This window comes from Pseudomonas sp. PDM18 (assembly GCF_014852585.1).
Lineage (GTDB): Bacteria > Pseudomonadota > Gammaproteobacteria > Pseudomonadales > Pseudomonadaceae > Pseudomonas.
In genome coordinates this window covers 103,957-122,727 of sequence record NZ_JACVBX010000006.1, presented here as the reverse complement: position 1 = coordinate 122,727, position 18,771 = coordinate 103,957, and the positions used below count along the sequence as shown (strand labels likewise).

The following is an 18,771-nucleotide window of genomic DNA, read 5'->3' as shown; positions in this document are numbered from 1 at the left end:
GGAGCCGGCCGTCGCAATATCTTCACAGGCTGCCGGCAGACTGGGCCGCTTATCCGATACCCATCGAAAGGGGTTTCGCACATGCGCCGTCGCATCACCGCTGTACTGGGCACCATCGCGCTGGCCGCCGCCAGTTTCACCGCCAGCGCCGAGGAGTCTCCCGGCCGCGCCCTGAGCGCGGCCGCCGGCGTTCCCTGGCCGACGGTGATCGCCCACCGTGGCGCTTCCCACGACGCCCCCGAAGAAACCGCGCCGGCCTATCTCGCCGCCCGTGAGCTGGGCGCGGACTATCTGGAGGCGGACCTGCAGCGCACCAGCGACGGCGTGCTGGTGGCCGTGCACGACGACACCCTGGAGCGCACCACCAACATCGCCAAGGTCTTTCCCGGCCGCGAGAAGGACCCGGTAAGCAAGTTCACCCTGGCCGAGCTCAAGCGCCTGGACGCCGGCAGCTGGTTCAACATCAGCTATCCCGAGCGCGCCCGTTCCAAGTACGCGGGGCTGCGCATCCTTACCCTGGACGAGCTGATCGACATTGCCGAAGGCGGTGGCGAAACCCCCGGCCTGTACCTGGAAACCAAGGCGCCGGGGCAGTTCCCCGGTATCGAGGAGGACCTGCGCAAAGCGCTTGAGAGCCGCGGCTGGCTCGATGCGCAGGGCGAGCCGCAAGGCAAGATCGTCCTGCAGACCTTCGAGAAGAGCAGCCTCGAGCTGCTGCAGAAGAGCATGCCGAAGGTGCCCAAGATCCTGCTGCTCTGGACCGGCGATGGCTACATGGCGGCGAAGAGCCCGACCACCTTCGCCCAGTCCGGCGAGAAGATCAAAGCGGATTTCTATGCCCGGCAGGAGGTGAAGTCCAAGGAAGAATTCTTCGCCTGGCTGGACTGGGCCAAGGCCCATGGCGCGCTGGGTACAGGGCCCTCGGCGACCCTGACCGCCCGCGGCGACCAGAGCTACATGGACCTGGTGCAGCCGTGGATGAACCAGGCCGCCCATGAACGTGGCCTGTTCGTGCATGCCTACACGGTCGATGACTCGGTGGACTTCGACACGCTCACCAAGGCCGGCGTGGACGGCTTCTTCACCAACAGAACCGACCAGTTGCTGATGTTCCTCGGCCGGCCGCCGAGCCGCGACGTGGATGAGGTGCTGAAGTCGGTGGGCTACTGAGTTGCAGGGGATGTCTACACTCGCAGTGGCGTCCCGTCCCGTCATGCGCAACCGGGAGAGTCCCATGAATAGGAGAGCCCAATGATTGCCCGCAAACTGATTCCCGCTGCCCTTGCCGCCGTCTTGTTGCCCTGCTCGCTGGCCCAGGCCGCCTCCCTCGGCGATGTCGCCGGTCAGCTCGGGGGCCTGGGCAGCCTGCCGTCCGCGTCTTCCAGCAGTAGCAACGTCGCCGGGTTGTTGGAGTACTGCGCGAAGAACAATTACCTCAATGCCAATGCCGCCACGCAGGTGAAGGACAAGCTGCTGGGCAAGCTGCCGGGCAATACCACCACCAGCGACAGCGGCTACAAGGATGGCGCCAAGGGCATCCTCACCGGTAGCGACGGCAAGAGCCTCGACCTGTCCGGTAGCGGCATCAAGGAGAAGGTCACCAAGCAGGTGTGCGACAAGGTCCTGAGCCAGGGCAAGTCACTGCTCTGATACCGCTGCAGCGTATGGGGGCGCGCGGCCCCCATTTGTCGCGCGCGTTTGTAGGATGGGCTCGCCATCCTACGTTGCGCTCGACCGTGATTTCTCGTACCGCACATCCCGCTCGTCCACGCGCCCGGACAGTTGCCAGCCGTGGCGGCGATAGAAGGCGTTGGCGCGAATGCCGTCGCCGCCATCGGTCACCAGCCATATGTTCCCATGCTCGCGGAACAGCTGTTCCTCGGCTGCCGCCAACAACAGGCTGCCCATGCCCAGCCGCTCGCACTCCGGGCGCACGAACAGAGCGAAGAGTTCTCCTTCCTGGGTATCCACCATGGCGAAGCCGCCGGCAACGCCCTCGATCTCGGCGACCCACGCGCAGGGCGCGGTTTTGATCGCCTCGGTCAGCACCTGCGGCGTGATGCCCAGCTCGGCCATCTGCTCACGGCTCAGGTGGTTCTCCCGCACGCTGGTGCGGATGTCGAAGAGGGTGTCGATGTCCGCCGGTGTGGCGATGCGGACCGATGCGGTGCGGATCGATGGAGACATGGCGACTGTTCTCGACATCAGGTGGCGGAGAATCCGCTGTGGTAGGCGACCTGGCCTTCAGCTTTCGAGCCATCCAGCGACAGCGCCATGAAGTATTCCGCTGGCACGCCCGCGTATTGGATGGCCGGGTCCTGGCGGAAGCCGAAGCGCGGGTAGTAAGCCGGGTCGCCGAGCACCACGCAGCCTTTCGCGTTCAGGGCATTCAAGCGCTCCAGCCCGGCGCGGATGAGCGCCGCGCCGATCCCCCTGCCTTGCAGATCGGGCCGCACCGAAACTGGACCCAGCCCGTACCATCCGAGGTCCGCACCGTTCAGGGTGACGGGCGAGAACGCCACATGGCCGACCACCGCGCTCTCCATAGTGGCGACTAGGGAAACGCTCAGCGCCCCGGCTGCACGCAAGGCGTCGACGATGGCCCCTTCGGTACCGCTGCTGTGCTCGGCCACGGCAAAGGCTGCGGTCGTCACGTCGCGGATGCGTGCTGTGTCTTCGGATTGTTCGGGGCGAATCTGGTAATCCATGCTGCGAATCCTCATTGAATCGCCGGCCCGTTGTTGTTGGCCGGCTGAGCACTATAGTCAGGGCAGACTGTGACTTGCTTGTAGGGCGAATACTCCGGAGCGGGGCGCACGACGGGGACTACGCGGCTGCATTGCGCCCCGCCTCGCCAGAAGCGGCGCGGGGATCGGGCTTCTCGTCGACTCAGACCTTGCGCCAAACGCTCGCCAGCCAGGGCTGCTGCTCCCGCGGCAGGCCAGCGGGGCGATAGTAGTGCTCCAGTTCACGGAAGCCGGCTTCCTCCAGCAGGTTTGTCCAGTTCGCCAGGTCGTGGTAGGAGCCGTAGCGCCCGCCGTTCCAGCCTTCCTGGTTCTCCCCGCGCGGATTGGAGCTGAACAGTACGCCGCCCGGCTTCAGCGCTTGATGAAGCTGGCGCAACACCCGCGGCAGTTCGCTGCGCGGTACGTGGAAGAGGCTGGCGTTGGCATAGATGCCGTCGAAGTGCTCGGCGGGCAGGTCGAGGGCAAGGAAGTCCTGCTGCCAGACCTCACAACCGCTGGCCTCGCGTGCCATGGTGACGAAGTCGGAACAGCCGTCGAGGCCGACCGGCGCATGCCCCATGTCTTTCAGCGCACACAGATCGCGGCCCGGACCACAACCGAAGTCGAGTAGGGCGAAGGGCGCCTCGCCCTGGATGTGCCGCAGCAGCGCGGCGATGTTCTGGGTGACGTCGTGGTACCAGGTGCCCTCACGGAAGGAGTCGGCGCTGTCCTGGTAGTGCTGCAGGGTGAAGCGGGAAATGTCGCGCAGGATCGGGTCTTCGGTGCTCATGGTAGTGGTCGGTCCGAAATTGATGCCTGATTCTACAGTGGAGTTTGAAAGTCAGCGCTGGGACGCGGGTATCGACGGGCGGTTCTAGACTGAAGCATTGCAGCAACGGATCGACAAGATGTCCCTCTCCCGAACCCTGCGTGCCCTGGATTGGCCCGCACTCACCCAGCAACTCGACGCCGAAGGCCATGCGCTGATCCCGGGCCTGCTGGATAGAGCGCAGTGCGAGATGCTACGTGCGCTCTACGACCGGGACGCGCCATTTCGTAGCCGCGTGGTCATGGCTCGGCACAACTTCGGCCTCGGCGAGTACCGCTACTTCGCCTATCCCTTGCCCGCTCTGCTGCAGGAACTGCGCGAGTCCTTCTATCCACCGCTTCAGGCCATCGCCAATACCTGGCAGGAACGCATGGACACCGGTATGCAGTACCCGCCGGAGCATGCCGATTTTCTAGCCCAGTGCCATGTCGCCGGCCAGTGTCGGCCGACGCCCTTGCTGCTGCGCTACCGTGCCGGCGACTACAACTGCCTGCACCAGGACCTCTACGGCGAACTGGCCTTCCCGCTGCAGGTGGCGATCCTGCTGTCGCGGCCTGGCGAGGAGTTCACGGGGGGCGAGTTCGTCCTCACCGAGCAGCGTCCGCGCATGCAGTCGCGAGCATCCGTGGTGCCGTTGCGTCAGGGCGATGCCGTGGTGTTCGCCGTGGCGCAGCGCCCGGTACGCGGCGCGCGAGGCTATCACCGGGTCAACCTGCGCCACGGCGTCAGTCGCGTGTGTACCGGCGAGCGCTTCGCCCTCGGGGTGATCTTCCACGATGCGCTGTGAGGAGTAGCATGGATCGGTCCAGGGAACCGGGAGATCGACATGCACTACGAAGTGATTCAGCGCCACCGCAGCGAATACCCCGCGCCCATCACCTTTGCCAAGGGCGCGCCGCTGTTCGTGGGCGAGCGCTATGAAGGCGCCGAGGGCTGGGAAGACTGGTACTTCTGCTCCACGCCCGGGCAGCGCGAGGGTTGGGTGCCGGCGCAGGTGTTCAACATGACCGCGCCGGGTGCCGGGGTGGCGATGGAGGACTACACCGCCCGTGAACTCGACGTGGAGGTCGGTGAGCGGCTCGAAGGCGGGCGTGAGCTGGGCGGCTGGCTCTGGTGCGTCCGCCCCAGCGGCGAGGCGGGCTGGGTACCGCTGGATTGCCTGCAGGAAGTCAGCGCCTGACCCGCGACGCCTGATCTGCTATGGAGTCAGGCCTTGTAGCGGCGCCCGGCGTGCTGCTTGAGCCACGCCATCAGCCCACGCTGCTGCACCACAGCGGGTTGCTCCACCAATAGCGCGGCGCTGGCCTTCTGGCGGAAGTCCAGCAGACGGCCCATGGCCTCGGCGATCTCCTGGCGCGCCTCCATGCAGGGGGCGAGGGTTTCCTTGTCGATGTAGTAGGCGGCGCCGTCGCTGATGGCGGTGAACTGTGCCTGCCAGGCAGAGCCGGTCAGCACACCGGCCTCGCCGAACACTTCGCCCGGCCCCATGCGGCCGGCCTCGATGGTCTGGCTCTCGTGGGGCAGGGTGACGCTGACCACGCCGGAGTCGATGATTTGCAGACGGTCACTGACATCCCCCGGCGCCAGCAGCACTTCGCCGCGCTTGAACGGTCGGCGCTGCATGCGGTTCGCCAGCTCGTCGCGTTCCTCGTCGCGGAGCGCGTCGAACAGGCCCGAGCGCACCAGCAGCGCCCGTGCCCGCGAGGCGCTCTCGCGCATCGGCGCGTCGGCCTCGGCCAGCAGGTTGATGCCGGCGGCCTGCAGATGGCGGTAGGCGAGGTCGAACAGTTGATTGCGCACCTCGCGCTTCTCCCCCATGGCTGCGACGAAACCGCTCATTTCGTACTCCACCCCGTCCGGCGCGGACTTGCGTACGCTGACCGCCGGTGCCGGACTGGCCAGCAGGGCGCGGCAGCCCCCGAGGGCTTGCTCCAGGGCCTCGATCACCTTGCGTGGGCGGATGTGCGGGCTGACCGTCAGGCTCACGCTGACCCCATAAAGGTTTGCCGGTCGGCTCAGGTTGAGCACCTTGGCCTTGGCGGCGAGGGAGTTGGGCACTACCGCGAGCGTGCCCTGAGAGGTCTGCAGGTAGGTGGAGCGCCAGTCGATTTCGGTGACTTTGCCCTCGATACCGTCGATGGAGATCCAGTCGTCAAGCTGGTAGGGCTTGGTGGTGTTGAGCACGATGCCGGAGAACACGTCGCTCAGCGTGCTCTGCAGCGCCAGGCCGAGGACGATGGCAACCACCCCGGAAGTGGCCAGCAGGCCCTTCACCGGCAGCTCCAGCACGTAGCCGGCGGCAGCGATGATGGCGACCAGGAAGATCAGCGCGCCGACCACGTCTTGCAGCAGCCGCCCGCCGTGGCCGATGCGTTGCACCAGCAGGAAGCCCAGCACCACGGTCAGGCAGCGCGCGGCGAACAGCCACCAGAAGATCTGTACGGCGGTGGCGACCATGTGGCTGGGCAGGTCGTCCGGCCAGGGCGCGGCGCGCAGCGGGTTCATCCCGGCGTTGAACAGCAGCAGGCTGAACAGCAGGAAACACAAAATGCGCGCGGCCAGCCGCCAGTGCGGATGGGCCGGTCCGACCAGCCGCCAGAGCAGCAGGTCGATCAGCAGCAGGACGGGGGCGGCGAACAGCGGGTGGGTGGTGAGCAGGGCGGGCATCGAGCCTCTCCTTGGAACGATCGCAAGAAGATGGCACAGAAAGCGCTTTCTGGCAGCGCCCTCAGCTCGGGTTGTGCGAATCCACCAGCTTCAGCCACTCATCGGTCTCGACTTCGCCGGCGATGCGCAGCTTCGGTTCGCTCTCATCGAACAGCACCAGGGCGCTGCCGTACTCGGGGGTATCGGTCTCGCGGACCTTCAGGTTCTCGCGCAGGAGGTCGAAGCATTCGCTGTGGGTGACCAGCACCAGATTGCGGTGCGCGGCCTTGTGCTGGCGGATCTGCTCGGCAAGGTCACCGTCCTTGCAGGTGAGCAGCCAGTCCTGGCGCACCACGTTGCGGTCGAACATCAGGTCGGCGGTCTGCACGGTGCGGTTGGCCGGGCTGCTGTAGATGTCAGTGGCAGTCAGGCCCAGGCGGGCGATGCTGTCGCCCATGCTCTGTGCCAGGGCGGCGGCGCGGGAGGTGATGCCGTCGGCGGCGCCCAGGCATTCGGCGGCGGAGCGGTCGCAACGTTCCATATGGCGTACCAGCAGGACGACCCCGCCGCGGGCCCAGTTTTGCGCGAACAGGCTGCTGCTCGGCACCTCCTCAAGTGGCGATGGCAACGAACGCCAGGCGACCAGGGCGAAGGTGGTGCAGGCCAGGAGGGCGGCGGCGAACAGGGTAGTGCGGGGCAAGGGCGATCCTCGGGCGGGGCGTCCGCGCGGGATTGCGGGAGGCTGGGCGCATGCATGCTGCACCCGGCAAGGTGACAATCACACGATCGATTGATGACGAGACGGTGATTAAAGTTCCGCAGCGAGCCTATCGAAGGTCTTCGGTATTGTTGCTGTCCATTACGCTGACGGTGGCCGTGGTGCCTGCGCGTAGGCGGGCGCGACTCTGGTAATCCGCGGCGATGGCGATGCGCACGGGGATGCGCTGGGCGAGCTTCACCCAAGTGTAGCTCGGGTTGATGTTGGCCAGCAGGCGCGCGCCGGCGACATTCTCCCGGTCGGTGATGGCAAAGGCGATGCTCTCGACGCGGCCGTCGAAGCGCTCGCCGCTCATCAGTTGCACATCTACCCGGTCACCTTCGCGGATGCGCGGCAGCTTGGTTTCCTCGAAGTAGCCGCTGACATAGAAGGAATCACTGTCCACCAGCGCCACCAGTGAATGGCCTGCGGTGGCGTAGTCGCCGGCACGAGTCAGCAGGTTGGTCACGTAGCCGTTCACCGGTGCCACCACCTGGGTTCGCTCCAGGTCCAGGCGTGCCTGCTTCTGCGCAGCTTCGGACAGGGCCACGTTGGCTTGCGCCAGACCCAGGTTGGCCTGTTCGCGCAGCAACTGCGCCTCGGCCACAGTGACGTCGGTCTGGGCTTTCTCCCATTCCTCGTTGGAGATCGCCGAGCGCGCCTTCAGGGCCCGGCGGCGGACTTCCTCGCTATGGCGCTGCTGCAACAGCGCCTGGTTGGCGGCGATGGCTGCCTGGGACTGGCCGAGCGCAGCGCGGGCAACCTCCACCGCGCGGTCGGCGTGCAGCACCGCCAGTTCGTAGCGCGCCGGGTCGATGGTCAGCAGCAGCTCGCCCTTGCTGACGTGCTGGTTGTCCTTCACCCGCAGCTCGACGATACGCCCGGTGACGTCCGCCGAGAGCGTCACCACGTCGGCGCGTACCCGCGCGTCGCGGGTCCAGGGCGCACGGGTGTAGTAGGTCCAGGCGAAGTAGCCGAGGATAAGTGCGAGCGCGACCACCGCCAGGGTGATCAGTGGCGGGACGATTTTGCGCAGGCTGGCCATTCAGTGCAGGGCTCCCATGAGCAGGATCAGGCCCGCGCAGATGCAGGCATAGAGCGCGCCTTCGAACAGCGCCTCATGCCAGACCAGGCGCAGGACGCCAAGGCGGCGCAGGCTCCAGTCCAGCAGCAGGAAGATCGGCAGGGCCAGCAGCAGCGCCTGGGCCAGCGGCGGCAGATAGACGCCGCCCAGTTCGATATCAACGGGCATGCAGCGCGGCTTCCCCATGGCCATCGTGGAGGGCGGCGGATTCGCCGTAGAGGTCACGGAAGCGTTCGAGCAGGTCGGCAGCTACCAGCAGTGCCACGCCGCTGACGAATACCGGGCGCATGGCATCGCCGCTGGGGTAGTTGCCATGTCCTTGCAATTCGTCCAGCTCGTTGCCCAGCTCGCGCATGGCCGGCAATACCCGGTGCAGGGGTGCGGCAGGCGGCTGATCGAGGCAGGCGGCGAGTTCATCCAGCAGCAGTGACAGGCGCTCGCGCAGGGCTTGCGGCAGACCGTTGGGATTCAGGCTCTCGCGGCGCAGTTGGTGCAGCACGACGCCCAGGGTCATGCTCGCCAGGCTGCACTGGAAACGCTCGCCGGAGTGGCTGTCGCGCGCCGCCGGCAGTAATCCGAGCATGATCGCCAGGCGATCCACCATTCGGCTCTCGAACAGGAAGCGGCGCGCCTCGCTGGGCTTGGACAGCAGCACCGAGCGTACCTCGGCGCGAGTGCGGCGCGATTGACGGCGCAGGCGGGCATCGGCGTCGAAGGGGAACACCCAGGCGTACACCAGCAACGCCAGCACACCGGCGCTGACGTAACCGCCGGCGAACTCGAACCATTGCAGCGAGGTGTTGATCCACGCGCCCTGGTTTTGCGGGCCGACCAGCAGGAAAGTAGACAACCCCAGGCCGATGCCGATCCCGGCGGTCTGCGGGTTGGCCAGACCCACCGCGATCACGTACAGCAGCGGTGTGAGGAACAGCGCGAGCATCTCGAAGTCACCCACGCTGGGCAGCAGCAGGAACTGCAGCAGCGCCGCCGCCACCAGCGCCATGGCCAGCCCGCGCATGTAGGCCAGGCTGGCCATCAGCGGGCGCGGGAAGGTGGCTAGCAGGGAGCAGAGAATACCGATCAGGATCATTCCGGCGCGAGCGCCGTCCCAAGCGGTCTCGATCCATATCCAGCCGGCGCAGCACAGTGCGACGAAGGCACGTGTGGCGTTCATCGCGGCGAGATGAAAGTCCAGGTGCAGCGCATGGGCCTGGCTCTGCGGATAGGAACTGCTGCCGGGGCGGCCTTCCTGGATCGCCTCGCTCAGCTCGATCATCTCGTCCAGCTGCTGCATCAGCCGCGCCTGCTCGAAGCGCAACGCCCAGGCCAGGGAGCGCAGCGAAGTGGGCAGGCCGTCTGCCAGTTCCTCCGCCTGCCGCGCGGCGGCGTCGAAGCGCTGACGCAGTTGGGTGATGCGTTTGCGGGTAGCGTTGGGCAGATCACGGCCGAACTCGGCAAGCTCGGCGAGGCAGGCCAGTTCATCCTCGCGCAGACGCCGCACGGACTCGGGCAGCGGGCCGCTCAAGCGCGCTTCGATCAGTTTGCGCTGGCGCCGCAGGATGGCCAGCCGTGAAGTCATCAGCACCAGCTGGTTAGCCAACTGTTGCACCAGTTCGTCGGCACCGCGCAGGCGCGGGGCATCGAAATACAGGTGGCGGCGCAGCATTTCCAGGGCGGCAATCTCGCCCAGCAGCTGCTTCTGCCGCTGCTGGAAGTCCTCCTCCAGCTCCTCGCCACGGATCACCGCGGCAGCGTGCACGGCAATCAGTCGGATCAACTGGTCAACCTTGGCGAAATAGCCGCGCGCCACGCTCTGCGGACGGGCGAAGAACAGGCTGACCAGGGTCACGCAGGCAACGCCGAGCAGGGTTTCGGTGACGCGGGTGATGGCCAGGGTGTAGGTGGATTCGGGCGCCGGCTGGGCCAGCAACGCGACTATCACTGCGGTGAAACCGCTGAGGACGAAGGCGTGGGAGTAAGTGAAGCGCATCAGGGTGCCGCCGGCGGTGCAGAGCGCCAGCCACAGCGCCAGGGTGACGATGAAGGGCAACGGCGCCTGCGGGAACAGCGCCATGATCGCCACCGCGACCATGGCGCCGATGGTGGTGCCGATCACCTGGGCGAAGCTTTTCTGCAGGGTCATGCCGGCCAGTGGGGTGCTGATGATCACCACCGTCATGGTCGCCCATTTGGGCTGGTCGAGGTCTAGCAGGAAAGCCAGGTACAGCGTCAGGAGCCCCGCGAGCACGGTGCGCAGGGCGAACAGCAGGGTATCGCGGCCAGGATGAATGATGGCGCGCAGGTACAACAGCATGGGTGACATGCCAGGCCCTCGATCACGGCGGGAAGACGCCCCTTCGGTGGAGCGTCGCGAACCCTGTTGAGTGTGGTCGAGGTTTTCCGGCTGTGGGAAATTTCTTGGTTTAACCGGTGGCGTGCAGCGACTGCGCCAGACGCTCCTGGATGAAGTCGAGGAAGCACTGGATGCGCAGCGCCAGCTGCGAGTTGCGGTAGTACACCGCGTGGATGGGCTGGCGGCGTTCGCTGGTCATCTCCGGCAATACGCGCACCAGGCGCCCGGCACGGATGTCGTCGCAGGTCATGAAGCTGGCGAGGCAGGCGATGCCCTGGCCGCCGATGGCGAGCTGGCGCAGGGTTTCGCCGCTGGAGGCGGACAGCGACGGGGTAACCGTGAGGGTGTCGCCGCCAGCGTGGCGGATCGGCCAGACGTTCAGCGCCTCGGGCTGGGTGAAGCCCAGCAGGGAGTGGCCGAGCAGTTCTTCCAGGTCGGACGGAGCGCCGTGGCGCTCGAGGTATTCGGGAGCAGCGAGCAGGTTCAGCTGACTGCTGCCCAGCGGACGGGCGTGCAGGCTGGAGTCGGCGAGGTGGCCGATGCGGATGGCGATGTCGGTACTCTGCTCCAGCAAGTCGATGTTCAGGTCGTTGGTGTTGAGCTGCAGCTCGATGTCCGGGTAGCGCTCGCGGAAGGCGCCGATATGTGGCACCACGGCGTGCAGCATGAAGGGCGACGCCGCGTTGATCCGTAGACGCCCGGCCGGGGATTGCTGGCGCAGGGCCAGGCGCTCTTCCAGGGCGTCCATCTGTTCGAGGATGTGGCGGGCGTTCTCCAGGAAGAATTCGCCTTCCTCGGTCAGCTTCATGCGCCGGGTGGTGCGGTTGAGCAGGGTGGTGCCGAGCTTTTCCTCCAGCTTCGACAACGCCCGGCTCACTGCCGAGGGCGTGAGCCCCAGCTGTTCGGCGGCGGCAGTGATGGAGCCGCAGTCGATCACCGTGGCGAAGGTCTTGAGTTCGTCGGAGTGGGCTTTCATCGGCAGGCCTGTTCGAGAGCGGCGGGGTGATTGTAGGGTTTGGCGGGGTGACTGTAGGAGCGGGCTTGCTCGCGAACCACATCGCAGCGGGGCCGGTTCGCGAGCAAGAACCAGGCGTCCCCCTCGCTCCTACGAAAAGCGTTCAGATCCCGGAGGTATCAGAAGGTGCCGGGATAGGCGCCGCCATCGAGCAGCAGGTTTTGCCCGGTCAGGTAGCCGGCGTGGGCGCTGCAGAGGAAGGCGCAGAAGGTGCCGAACTCCTCGGCAGTGCCGAATCGCCCGGCGGGGATTGCCCGTTTTTCGGCTTCCACCAGTTCGCCTTCGTCGCGCCCGCTCAGTTGTGCCGCGCGATGGAGGCCGCTGCGCAGGCGGTCGGTATTGAAGGAGCCGGGCAGCAGGCCGTTGATGGTCACGTTATGGCCGGCCACCCGCGGCTGGCGGGCGAGGCCGGCGACGAAGCCGGTCAGGCCGCTGCGCGCGCCGTTGGACAGGCCGAGCACGTCGATGGGCGCCTTCACTGCGCCGGAGGTGATGTTGACGATGCGCCCGAAGCCGCGCTCGGCCATGCCATCGATGGTGGCCTTGATCAGCTCGATGGGCGTGAGCATGTTCAGCTCAAGGGCGCGCAGCCAGTCCTCGCGCTCCCAGTCGCGGAAATCGCCGGGTGGCGGGCCGCCGGCATTGTTCACCAGGATGTCCACCTGCGGGCAGGCGGCGAGCAGCGCGGCACGCACCTCCGGCTGGCTGATGTCGCCGGCCACTTCGCGCACTTCCACGCCCAGTTGGCGCAGCTCGGCGGCGGTAGCGGCGAGGGTATCGACGTCGCGGGCGTTGATCGCCAGGTTCACGCCCTCGCGGGCCAACGCCACGGCGCAACCCTTGCCCAGCCCCTTGCTGGCGGCGCAGACCACGGCCCAGCGGCCCTTGATGCCCAGATCCATGTTGTTCTCCTGTGTGTTTGCCCGGGGAGTGTCTTTGTAGGACGTGTTCGTCCTGCGAAATGGGAGTTCCGCTTTCGCCCGCAGCGCTCTGGTCAGGCAACGACCATCGGCGCCGGCAGCAGACTGATCCATTTACCGCTGCCTTCGCCGGACTTCAAGCGCCGCAGCGCTTCGGGCAGTTCGGCGAAGTCGAACAACTGCTTCGCTGGCGCCTGCAACTGGCCGCTGGCGACGCCCTGCATCAGGCTCGCTGCCGCCTGGTGCAGCTCCTGCCAGTCCAGCGCTTCGCCGTGGGCATGGATGCTGTTGAGCGCCACTTCGTGCAGCGAGATGGCAGTGCTGAAGGCTGGCAGCGGAGCGTTTTCCTGGCGGTCCTGAATGCACACCAGGTGGCCGTTGTAGCCCAGCAGCGGGGCGAGGCTGGCGGCGTGGTTGCCGCTGACGGTATCGAAGATGCCCTGCAGGCGGCGCGGGCCGAGGGCTTCGCGCAGGTGCTGGGACCACTGCCCGTCGCGGTAGTCGAAGACCCCGGCGATACCCAGTTGCAGCAGGTGTTCGCGGTGTTTCGGCGCCGCGGTCACCCACACGCGCAGCCCACGTTGCAGCGCCAGTTGCGCGAGCAGATAGCCGACCGCACCACCGGCGCCGGTCACCAGCACATCGCGGTGGTTGCAGGCCGGCAGCTTATTCAGTGCTTGCCAGGCCGTGAGGCCGGGGCAGGGCAGGCTGGCGGCGGTGGCGTCGTCCAGCGAATCGGGCACCGGGTAGACAGCACGGGCGCGCAGCAGGGTGTACTCGGCAAAGCTGCCGCCACGGGTCAGCGCCTGGTGGTAGGCGACGCGGGCGCCGGCGCGCAGGTTCACTTCGCTGCCCACCGCAATGACGATGCCGACACCATCCACGCCAGGTACCTGGCCTTGCTGCCAGTCGTCGCGGCCCCAGTCGATCATCTTCCAGTCCACCGGATTCAGCGCGATAGCGGTGTTGGCCACCATTACCTCGTCCGGACCGGGCTGCGGAATCGGCAGGCGCACCTGTTTCAGGCCATCGAGGCCGGCGCCGGGCGTCCAGGTCCAGGCGGCATAATCTGCAGTGATAGCGCTCATGAAGACTCCTTGGAAACGGGAAAGCCGCCCTCGGTGGGGCGGCTGTCGGTCAGCGGCGGATCAATCCCAGGCCGGGGCCAGGCTTTCCGGGCTGGTGATGCGTTCGTTGCGCTCCAGTGCGGCGATGGCGGCCATGTCGGCGTCGGTCAGGCGCAGGTCCACGGCACGCAGGTTGCCTTCGAGGTTCTCGCGCTTGGTCGACGACGGGATCACCGAGTAGCCCAGCTGCATGGCCCAGGCCAGGGTGACCTGCGCCGGGGTGACGCCGTGGCGCTTGGCGATCTCGATGATCGCCTCGTCGCCCAGCACCTTGCCGTAGCCCAGGGTCATGTAGGAGGTGATGTGGATGCCCTGGCTGCGGGCAAAATCCACTACCTTGCGGTTCTGCAGGTAGGGGTGCAGCTCGACCTGGTTGGTGGCGATCTGGCCGGCGCCCACGGCGGCAATGGCTTCCTGCATCAGCGCGATGGTGAAGTTGGAGACGCCGATTTCGCCAGTGAGACCCTGGGCCTTGGCTTCGGCCAAGGCGCCCATGAACTCGGCGACCGGCACTTCGCCCTTGGGCGACGGCCAGTGGATCAGGGTCAGCTCGACGCGGTCGGTACGCAGCTTGTGCAGGCTGTCCTTGAGGCTGGGGATCAGCTTGTCGGCGGCGTAGTTCTCGGTCCAGATCTTGGTGGTCAGGTACAGCTCGTCACGCTTGACCTTGGCACCTGCGATGGCCTCGCCGACATCGGCTTCGTTGCCGTAGATCTGCGCGGTGTCGATGGCGCGGTAGCCCAGGTCCAGTGCGGTGCGGATGGAGTCGATGACGGTCTGGCCCTTGAGGCGGAAGGTGCCGAGGCCGAATGCGGGAACGCTCATGGGAAGTCTCCTTGGTCGATCAGTGAGTGGGAACCGCGCCAGGGGCGGCGGGTTCCATGGAATTGCTGCGGTCCAGACGACCACTCAGGGCGGTCAGGCCGAAGGCGGCGAGGGTGACGACGGCGGCGATCCAGGGCGTATGACCCAGGCCCAGGTGGCTGACGACCAGGCCGCCCGCCCAGGATCCGCCGGCCACGCCGAGGTTGAATGCGGCGATGTTGAAGCCGGCGGCGACGTCTACGGCATCCGGCGCCACGCGCTCGGCCTGCTGCACGACATACACCTGCAGACCGGGCACGTTGCCGAAGGCGACTGCGCCCCAGGCCAGCACCGTCAGTACCACCAGCCACGGGTTGCCGGCGGTGAAGGTCAGCACCAGCAGAACCGAAGCCAGCAGGCCGAAGATGATCTTCAGTGCGCTGACCGGGCCGCGCTTGTCGGCCAGGCGGCCGCCCCAGATATTGCCGATGGCCACCGAGACACCGTAGGCCAGGAGTACCGCGCCGACCATGTTCGGACTGAAGCCGGCCAGGTCCTGGAGGATCGGCGCGAGGAAGGTGAAGGCGATCAGCGAGCCGCCGTAGCCCACGGCAGTCATCGCATAGACCAGCAGCAGACGCGGTTGCAGCAGCACGCGGGCCTGGCGCAGTAGCGGCGCCGGCGGGGTGTGCTGGATGTTCTTAGGCACGAACAGCAGGCTGCCGAGCAGGGCGACCACGCCGAAGGCGGCGACCACCAGGAAGGTCACGCGCCAGCCCAGGTGCTGGCCGATGAAGGTGCCCAGCGGGATACCGGTGACGAAGGCGACGGTCATGCCGCTGAACATGGTGGCGATGGCGCTGGCGGCCCTGTCCTTGCTCACCAGGTTGGTGGCGATGATCGAGCCGACCGAGAAGAACACGCCGTGGGCGAGACCGGTAAGGATGCGCGCGATGATCAGCGATTCGTAGCTGGGCGCCTGCCAGGCCACCAGGTTGCCGACGGTGAACAGCGCCATCAGGCCGACCAGCAACGCCTTGCGCGGGATGCGCCCGGTCATGGCGGTGAGCAGCGGCGCGCCGATGGCGACGCTCAGGGCGTAGAGGCTGACCAGCAGGCCTGCGGAGGGCAGGGTGACGCCGAGGTCGGTGGCGATGGTTGGAATCAGGCCGACGATGACGAACTCCGTCGTGCCGATGGCGAAGGCGCTAAGCGTCAATGCCAGGAGTGCAAGGGGCATGGTGTGGGGCTCCGGACGAATGGGATGCGATGGGAGGCATTGTCCGGAAGTCGGCCCTTGAGAAAAACGAGGGTAACGACAAAGGATAGTTGATCTGGAGTCACGAATTGCCTGGCCGGCTACGCTGGGAATATCCATCAAGGAGTATTCAGCCATGCATTACACCGGCACCTGCCACTGCGGCGCGGTGGCCTTCGCCTTCGACGCGGAACTCGACGAACTGGTGCGCTGCGACTGCTCGTTGTGTGGCAAGCGCAACGCCCTGATGGCCACCGTGCCGAAGGACAGCTTCCGCCTGACCCGCGGCGACCAGGGCTTGCGTCTGTATCGCTGGAACAGCGGTGTCGCGCTGCATTATTTCTGCGGGACGTGCGGCATCTACGTCTATCACCAGCGCCGCAGCAACCCGGCGATGCTCAGCGTGAATGCCTGCTGCATCGACGGATTCGACCCCGAGTCCCTGCCGGTGCGGCGGGTGGATGGCAAGAGCATGACTACCGTAGCGGGGCAGTCGGATTAGAGCGTTCGCGCGCAAGCTCGCTCGCACAGGATCGTAGGGCGGATAACGCGCCAGCGTTATCCGCCGCGGTGACATAGGCGGATAACCCGTTCCGGGTTATGCGCCCTACGTGTTACGTGGGAAACCCACGGTCCAGCAGTACGCCGCGGAGGATTTCACGGGCAAGGTCCGCTCCCACGAAAAACCACGTCTTAACGCTCAGCCAGATCACCACAAAAAAAGCCCCGCACAAGGCGGGGCTTTTTCTTCATCTATTGCGCGATCAGTTGGTAGCGGCCGCGGCGGCCATCTCCGACACGCTCTCGCCACGGTGCTGGCTGAACTGCGGAGCCAGGGAGCCGACGATCATGCCGATGGCGCTGCAGATCAGGCCGACCAGCTGCGGCGGCCAGAAGTCGCCTTCCTGGTAGCCCAGCTCCAGCGATACCCAGCCGATCAGGCCGCAGGCGATGGCAGTGAGGGCGCCCTGGGTGGTCGCGCGCTTCCAGAACAGGCCGAAGAACAGCGGCACCACGGCGGCGACCAGGGTCACCTTGTAGGCGTTGCCGACCATCTCGTAGATGCTGGCGTTGGACAGCAGGGCGAACAGGCAGGTGGCGACGGTCATCGCCAGTACGCTGCAACGCATGGCCAGCAGGGCCTGGCGGTCGTTCATGTTGGGCAGGAAGTGCTTGACGATGTTCTCGGTCAGGGTCACCGATGGGGCCAGCAGGGCGCCCGAGGCGGAGGACATGATGGCCGAGAGCAGCGCGCCGAAGAACATGATCTGGGCGAACAGCGGGGTACGTTCCAGGATCAGGTGCGGCAGGATCTGCTGGGAGTCTTCGGCCAGCCAGTGCTTGACCATCTCCGGCTCGATCATCGAGGCGGCGTAGATCAGGAAGATCGGCAGCATGCAGAAGACCAGGTAGCAGCAGGCACCGGTCATGGTGGCGCGCTGGGCGATCTTCTCGGTCTTGGCCGACATCACGCGGGCATACACGTCCTGCTGCGGGATGGAGCCGAACATCATGGTCACCGCGGCGCCGAGGAAGGCGACGATGTCCTTGGCCGAGGTGCCGTGCAGGAAGGTGAACTTGCCTTCGCTGGCGGCGTGGCTGATCACGTTGACCGGGCCGCCGGCCATGTCGCCGATGAGCCAGACCAGGTAGAACAGGCCGCAGACGATGATGATCATCTGCAGGAAGTCAGTCAGCGCAACGGACCACATACCGCCGAACAGGGTGTGCAGCAGGACGATGACGGTACCGATGATCATGCCCTGGGTGGTGGTCAGGCCACCGTCGGAGAGCACGCTGAAGACCACGCCCAGCGCGGTGATCTGCGCGGCGACCCAGCCCATGTAGGAGATGATGATCACCAGACTGGTGAAGATTTCCACGTGCTGGCCGAAGCGCTTGCGGAAGAAGTCACCGATGGTGAGCAAGTTGAGGCGGTACAGCGGGCGGGCGAAGACGACGCCGACCAGCATCAGGCAGCCGAAGGAGCCGAAGGGGTCTTCGATGATCCCGGCGAAGCCTTCTTCGAGGAAGGTGGCCGGAATGCCCAGCACGGCTTCGGAGCCGAACCAGGTGGCGAACACCATGGTCACGACGAGGGGGAAGGACATGCTCCGGCCAGCGGCGGCATAGTCCGAGGAGTTGTGCACGCGGGTGGTGGCGTAGAAACCGACAGCTACGGTGATCACCAGATACACCGCTACAAACCAGATCAGCATTTGTTCGTTCCGTTGGCTCGCCGGGAACCGTACCGCCGAGACGAAGCTCGGGCAGGTGGGCCACGACTGACAAAGTTGTTTTTGTTGGGTTGCGCGGCCAAGGTCATCCGGTGCCCCAGGCAGTGGGAGCCGGAAAAACGTAACCAGTTGCGACAACGGGCCGCAGTCTGCCAAATCCGTCAAATATGTCAAACACTTGAATTGCTCATGAGCGAAAAAAATTACATCTCAAGACGAATGGCGTAGTTAAAGGATTGATTTGATTGGTTGCTAACGATCCTGACTGACCAGTTAGTCGTTTATTTTTTACAGTCATTGTTCGATAAGCAGAACATCCGCCAAGCCGCTAGGCTCTTGGCACGGCATGCCTTCGAAGGACCTTCATGTTCGAGCATCTCGACCTCGCCCAACTGCTTTCCAGCTACGGCTATCCGGTGCTGTTCCTCGGTTGCCTGCTCGAAGGCGAATCGATGCTGCTGCTCGCGGGCATCGCGGCGCACCAGGGGCTGCTCGGCTTCACCCCGGTGGTGTTCTGGGCGACGCTGGCGGGGACCCTGGGCGACCAACTGCTCTTCTGGATCGGCCGCCGTGCTGGGGATCGCGCGGTGCCTTGGCTGCAAAGGCGCGGCCTGGCCATCGAGCGGGTCACCGGATTGATCGAGCGTTATCCGCACCTGTCGATCTTCGCGGTGCGCTTTCTCTACGGCATGCGCCTGGCCGGGCCGCTGTTGATCGGGGCGAGCCGGGTAGGGCCGCTGCGTTTCCTGCTGATCAACCTGCTCGGCGCCTTGTGCTGGGCGCTGCTGTTCGCCAGCGCCGGATACTGGGCCGGCGAGTTGCTGGAACAATGGCTGGGCAACCTGCGGCCGTACCGTTTGCCGGTGTTCGTCGCGGTGCTGCTGGTGTTCGGCGGCCTGGCGGTGTGGCGCTACGGGCGGCATCGGCACAAGCGCAGGCTCGACAGATCGGCGAACTGATCGCCAAGTCCTTGATACAGAGCGGTTTGGATTCACGCGCGGCGCGATTAGAATCG

General features: G+C 66.1%; 20 protein-coding genes. 6 read left to right on the top strand and 14 right to left on the bottom strand.

All coding sequences use genetic code 11. From position 1 onward, the window contains the following. The first annotated feature begins 81 nt into the window (after positions 1 to 81). Positions 82 to 1,170, top strand: coding sequence for a glycerophosphodiester phosphodiesterase (locus IB274_RS14370; protein ID WP_192432605.1), 1,089 nt, complete (start codon positions 82 to 84; stop codon positions 1,168 to 1,170). A gap of 81 nt (positions 1,171 to 1,251) precedes the next feature. Beyond that, positions 1,252 to 1,650, top strand: a complete 399-nt coding sequence (locus IB274_RS14365) for a DUF2501 domain-containing protein (RefSeq protein ID WP_192432604.1) — start codon at positions 1,252 to 1,254, stop codon at positions 1,648 to 1,650. A gap of 69 nt (positions 1,651 to 1,719) precedes the next feature. Here IB274_RS14365 and IB274_RS14360 read toward each other — a convergent pair whose 3' ends face one another. The 3 genes from IB274_RS14360 to IB274_RS14350 all read right to left on the bottom strand — a co-directional run bounded on the left by IB274_RS14360 (position 1,720) and on the right by IB274_RS14350 (position 3,516). Further along, positions 1,720 to 2,187, bottom strand: a complete 468-nt coding sequence (locus IB274_RS14360) for a GNAT family N-acetyltransferase (protein ID WP_192432603.1) — start codon at positions 2,185 to 2,187, stop codon at positions 1,720 to 1,722. A gap of 17 nt (positions 2,188 to 2,204) precedes the next feature. Next, positions 2,205 to 2,708, bottom strand: coding sequence for a GNAT family N-acetyltransferase (locus IB274_RS14355; RefSeq protein ID WP_192432602.1), 504 nt, complete (start codon positions 2,706 to 2,708; stop codon positions 2,205 to 2,207). A gap of 181 nt (positions 2,709 to 2,889) precedes the next feature. Next, positions 2,890 to 3,516, bottom strand: coding sequence for a class I SAM-dependent DNA methyltransferase (locus IB274_RS14350; protein WP_192432601.1), 627 nt, complete (start codon positions 3,514 to 3,516; stop codon positions 2,890 to 2,892). A gap of 118 nt (positions 3,517 to 3,634) precedes the next feature. Here IB274_RS14350 and IB274_RS14345 point away from each other — a divergent pair, with 118 nt between their 5' ends. Further along, positions 3,635 to 4,342: a 2OG-Fe(II) oxygenase gene (locus IB274_RS14345; protein WP_192432600.1), complete on the top strand. Its 708-nt coding sequence runs from the start codon at positions 3,635 to 3,637 to the stop codon at positions 4,340 to 4,342. A gap of 39 nt (positions 4,343 to 4,381) precedes the next feature. After that, on the top strand, positions 4,382 to 4,735 hold the full coding sequence (locus IB274_RS14340; protein ID WP_192432599.1) for an SH3 domain-containing protein: 354 nt from the start codon (positions 4,382 to 4,384) through the stop codon (positions 4,733 to 4,735). Positions 4,736 to 4,761: 26 nt separating this feature from the next. On the opposite strand, the gene IB274_RS14335 is transcribed toward IB274_RS14340, so the two are convergent. The 10 genes from IB274_RS14335 to IB274_RS14290 form a co-directional block, all read right to left on the bottom strand. Further along, the gene (locus IB274_RS14335) at positions 4,762 to 6,222 is read right to left on the bottom strand and encodes a mechanosensitive ion channel family protein (RefSeq protein WP_192432598.1); all 1,461 of its coding nucleotides are present in this window, start codon (positions 6,220 to 6,222) and stop codon (positions 4,762 to 4,764) included. 61 nt (positions 6,223 to 6,283) lie between these two features. After that, positions 6,284 to 6,901, bottom strand: a complete 618-nt coding sequence (locus IB274_RS14330; RefSeq protein WP_192432597.1) for a histidine phosphatase family protein — start codon at positions 6,899 to 6,901, stop codon at positions 6,284 to 6,286. 127 nt (positions 6,902 to 7,028) lie between these two features. Further along, positions 7,029 to 8,003 carry an HlyD family efflux transporter periplasmic adaptor subunit gene (locus IB274_RS14325; RefSeq protein WP_401088853.1) on the bottom strand — a complete coding sequence of 325 codons (975 nt, stop codon included), beginning with the start codon at positions 8,001 to 8,003 and terminating at the stop codon, positions 7,029 to 7,031. Further along, on the bottom strand, positions 8,004 to 8,210 hold the full coding sequence (locus tag IB274_RS14320) for a DUF1656 domain-containing protein (protein ID WP_045207441.1): 207 nt from the start codon (positions 8,208 to 8,210) through the stop codon (positions 8,004 to 8,006). Further along, the gene (locus tag IB274_RS14315) at positions 8,200 to 10,365 is read right to left on the bottom strand and encodes an FUSC family protein (RefSeq protein WP_192432596.1); all 2,166 of its coding nucleotides are present in this window, start codon (positions 10,363 to 10,365) and stop codon (positions 8,200 to 8,202) included. The genes IB274_RS14320 and IB274_RS14315 overlap by 11 nt, the downstream gene beginning before the upstream one ends. A gap of 100 nt (positions 10,366 to 10,465) precedes the next feature. Beyond that, positions 10,466 to 11,371 (bottom strand): LysR family transcriptional regulator, encoded by a 906-nt coding sequence (locus IB274_RS14310; RefSeq protein WP_192432595.1) that lies wholly within the window; start codon positions 11,369 to 11,371, stop codon positions 10,466 to 10,468. Positions 11,372 to 11,529: 158 nt separating this feature from the next. After that, positions 11,530 to 12,312: an SDR family oxidoreductase gene (locus IB274_RS14305; RefSeq protein WP_192432594.1), complete on the bottom strand. Its 783-nt coding sequence runs from the start codon at positions 12,310 to 12,312 to the stop codon at positions 11,530 to 11,532. Positions 12,313 to 12,404: 92 nt separating this feature from the next. Then, the gene (locus IB274_RS14300; RefSeq protein WP_192432792.1) at positions 12,405 to 13,409 is read right to left on the bottom strand and encodes a zinc-binding dehydrogenase; all 1,005 of its coding nucleotides are present in this window, start codon (positions 13,407 to 13,409) and stop codon (positions 12,405 to 12,407) included. A 69-nt stretch (positions 13,410 to 13,478) separates the two neighbouring features. Next, on the bottom strand, positions 13,479 to 14,282 hold the full coding sequence (gene dkgB / locus IB274_RS14295; RefSeq protein ID WP_192432593.1) for a 2,5-didehydrogluconate reductase DkgB: 804 nt from the start codon (positions 14,280 to 14,282) through the stop codon (positions 13,479 to 13,481). A 19-nt stretch (positions 14,283 to 14,301) separates the two neighbouring features. Next, a complete protein-coding gene (locus IB274_RS14290) occupies positions 14,302 to 15,501 on the bottom strand; it encodes an MFS transporter (protein ID WP_192432592.1) in 1,200 nt (399 codons plus the stop codon). 154 nt (positions 15,502 to 15,655) lie between these two features. On the opposite strand from IB274_RS14290, the gene IB274_RS14285 reads away from it, so the two are divergent. Then, the gene (locus IB274_RS14285) at positions 15,656 to 16,021 is read left to right on the top strand and encodes a GFA family protein (protein ID WP_192432591.1); all 366 of its coding nucleotides are present in this window, start codon (positions 15,656 to 15,658) and stop codon (positions 16,019 to 16,021) included. Positions 16,022 to 16,283: 262 nt separating this feature from the next. Here the strand turns inward: IB274_RS14285 and IB274_RS14280 are convergent, their stop codons facing one another. Continuing rightward, entirely contained in the window at positions 16,284 to 17,738 is a 1,455-nt protein-coding gene (locus IB274_RS14280) for a sodium:solute symporter family protein (RefSeq protein ID WP_192432590.1), read from the bottom strand. A 383-nt stretch (positions 17,739 to 18,121) separates the two neighbouring features. On the opposite strand from IB274_RS14280, the gene IB274_RS14275 reads away from it, so the two are divergent. Beyond that, positions 18,122 to 18,715, top strand: a complete 594-nt coding sequence (locus IB274_RS14275) for a DedA family protein (RefSeq protein WP_192432589.1) — start codon at positions 18,122 to 18,124, stop codon at positions 18,713 to 18,715. Positions 18,716 to 18,771: the final 56 nt, after the last annotated feature.

What these genes read in the sequence shown, in the direction of transcription:
- IB274_RS14370 (WP_192432605.1), top strand. Translation starts at nt 82, where the DNA reads ATGCGCCGTCGCATCACCGCTGTACTGGGCACCATCGCGCTGGCCGCC.
- IB274_RS14365 (WP_192432604.1), top strand. Translation starts at nt 1,252, where the DNA reads ATGATTGCCCGCAAACTGATTCCCGCTGCCCTTGCCGCCGTCTTGTTG.
- IB274_RS14360 (WP_192432603.1), bottom strand. Translation starts at nt 2,187, where the DNA reads ATGTCTCCATCGATCCGCACCGCATCGGTCCGCATCGCCACACCGGCG.
- IB274_RS14355 (WP_192432602.1), bottom strand. Translation starts at nt 2,708, where the DNA reads ATGGATTACCAGATTCGCCCCGAACAATCCGAAGACACAGCACGCATC.
- IB274_RS14350 (WP_192432601.1), bottom strand. Translation starts at nt 3,516, where the DNA reads ATGAGCACCGAAGACCCGATCCTGCGCGACATTTCCCGCTTCACCCTG.
- IB274_RS14345 (WP_192432600.1), top strand. Translation starts at nt 3,635, where the DNA reads ATGTCCCTCTCCCGAACCCTGCGTGCCCTGGATTGGCCCGCACTCACC.
- IB274_RS14340 (WP_192432599.1), top strand. Translation starts at nt 4,382, where the DNA reads ATGCACTACGAAGTGATTCAGCGCCACCGCAGCGAATACCCCGCGCCC.
- IB274_RS14335 (WP_192432598.1), bottom strand. Translation starts at nt 6,222, where the DNA reads ATGCCCGCCCTGCTCACCACCCACCCGCTGTTCGCCGCCCCCGTCCTG.
- IB274_RS14325 (WP_401088853.1), bottom strand. Translation starts at nt 8,003, where the DNA reads ATGGCCAGCCTGCGCAAAATCGTCCCGCCACTGATCACCCTGGCGGTG.
- IB274_RS14320 (WP_045207441.1), bottom strand. Translation starts at nt 8,210, where the DNA reads ATGCCCGTTGATATCGAACTGGGCGGCGTCTATCTGCCGCCGCTGGCC.
- IB274_RS14315 (WP_192432596.1), bottom strand. Translation starts at nt 10,365, where the DNA reads ATGTCACCCATGCTGTTGTACCTGCGCGCCATCATTCATCCTGGCCGC.
- IB274_RS14310 (WP_192432595.1), bottom strand. Translation starts at nt 11,371, where the DNA reads ATGAAAGCCCACTCCGACGAACTCAAGACCTTCGCCACGGTGATCGAC.
- IB274_RS14305 (WP_192432594.1), bottom strand. Translation starts at nt 12,312, where the DNA reads ATGGATCTGGGCATCAAGGGCCGCTGGGCCGTGGTCTGCGCCGCCAGC.
- dkgB (WP_192432593.1), bottom strand. Translation starts at nt 14,282, where the DNA reads ATGAGCGTTCCCGCATTCGGCCTCGGCACCTTCCGCCTCAAGGGCCAG.
- IB274_RS14290 (WP_192432592.1), bottom strand. Translation starts at nt 15,501, where the DNA reads ATGCCCCTTGCACTCCTGGCATTGACGCTTAGCGCCTTCGCCATCGGC.
- IB274_RS14285 (WP_192432591.1), top strand. Translation starts at nt 15,656, where the DNA reads ATGCATTACACCGGCACCTGCCACTGCGGCGCGGTGGCCTTCGCCTTC.
- IB274_RS14280 (WP_192432590.1), bottom strand. Translation starts at nt 17,738, where the DNA reads ATGCTGATCTGGTTTGTAGCGGTGTATCTGGTGATCACCGTAGCTGTC.
- IB274_RS14275 (WP_192432589.1), top strand. Translation starts at nt 18,122, where the DNA reads ATGTTCGAGCATCTCGACCTCGCCCAACTGCTTTCCAGCTACGGCTAT.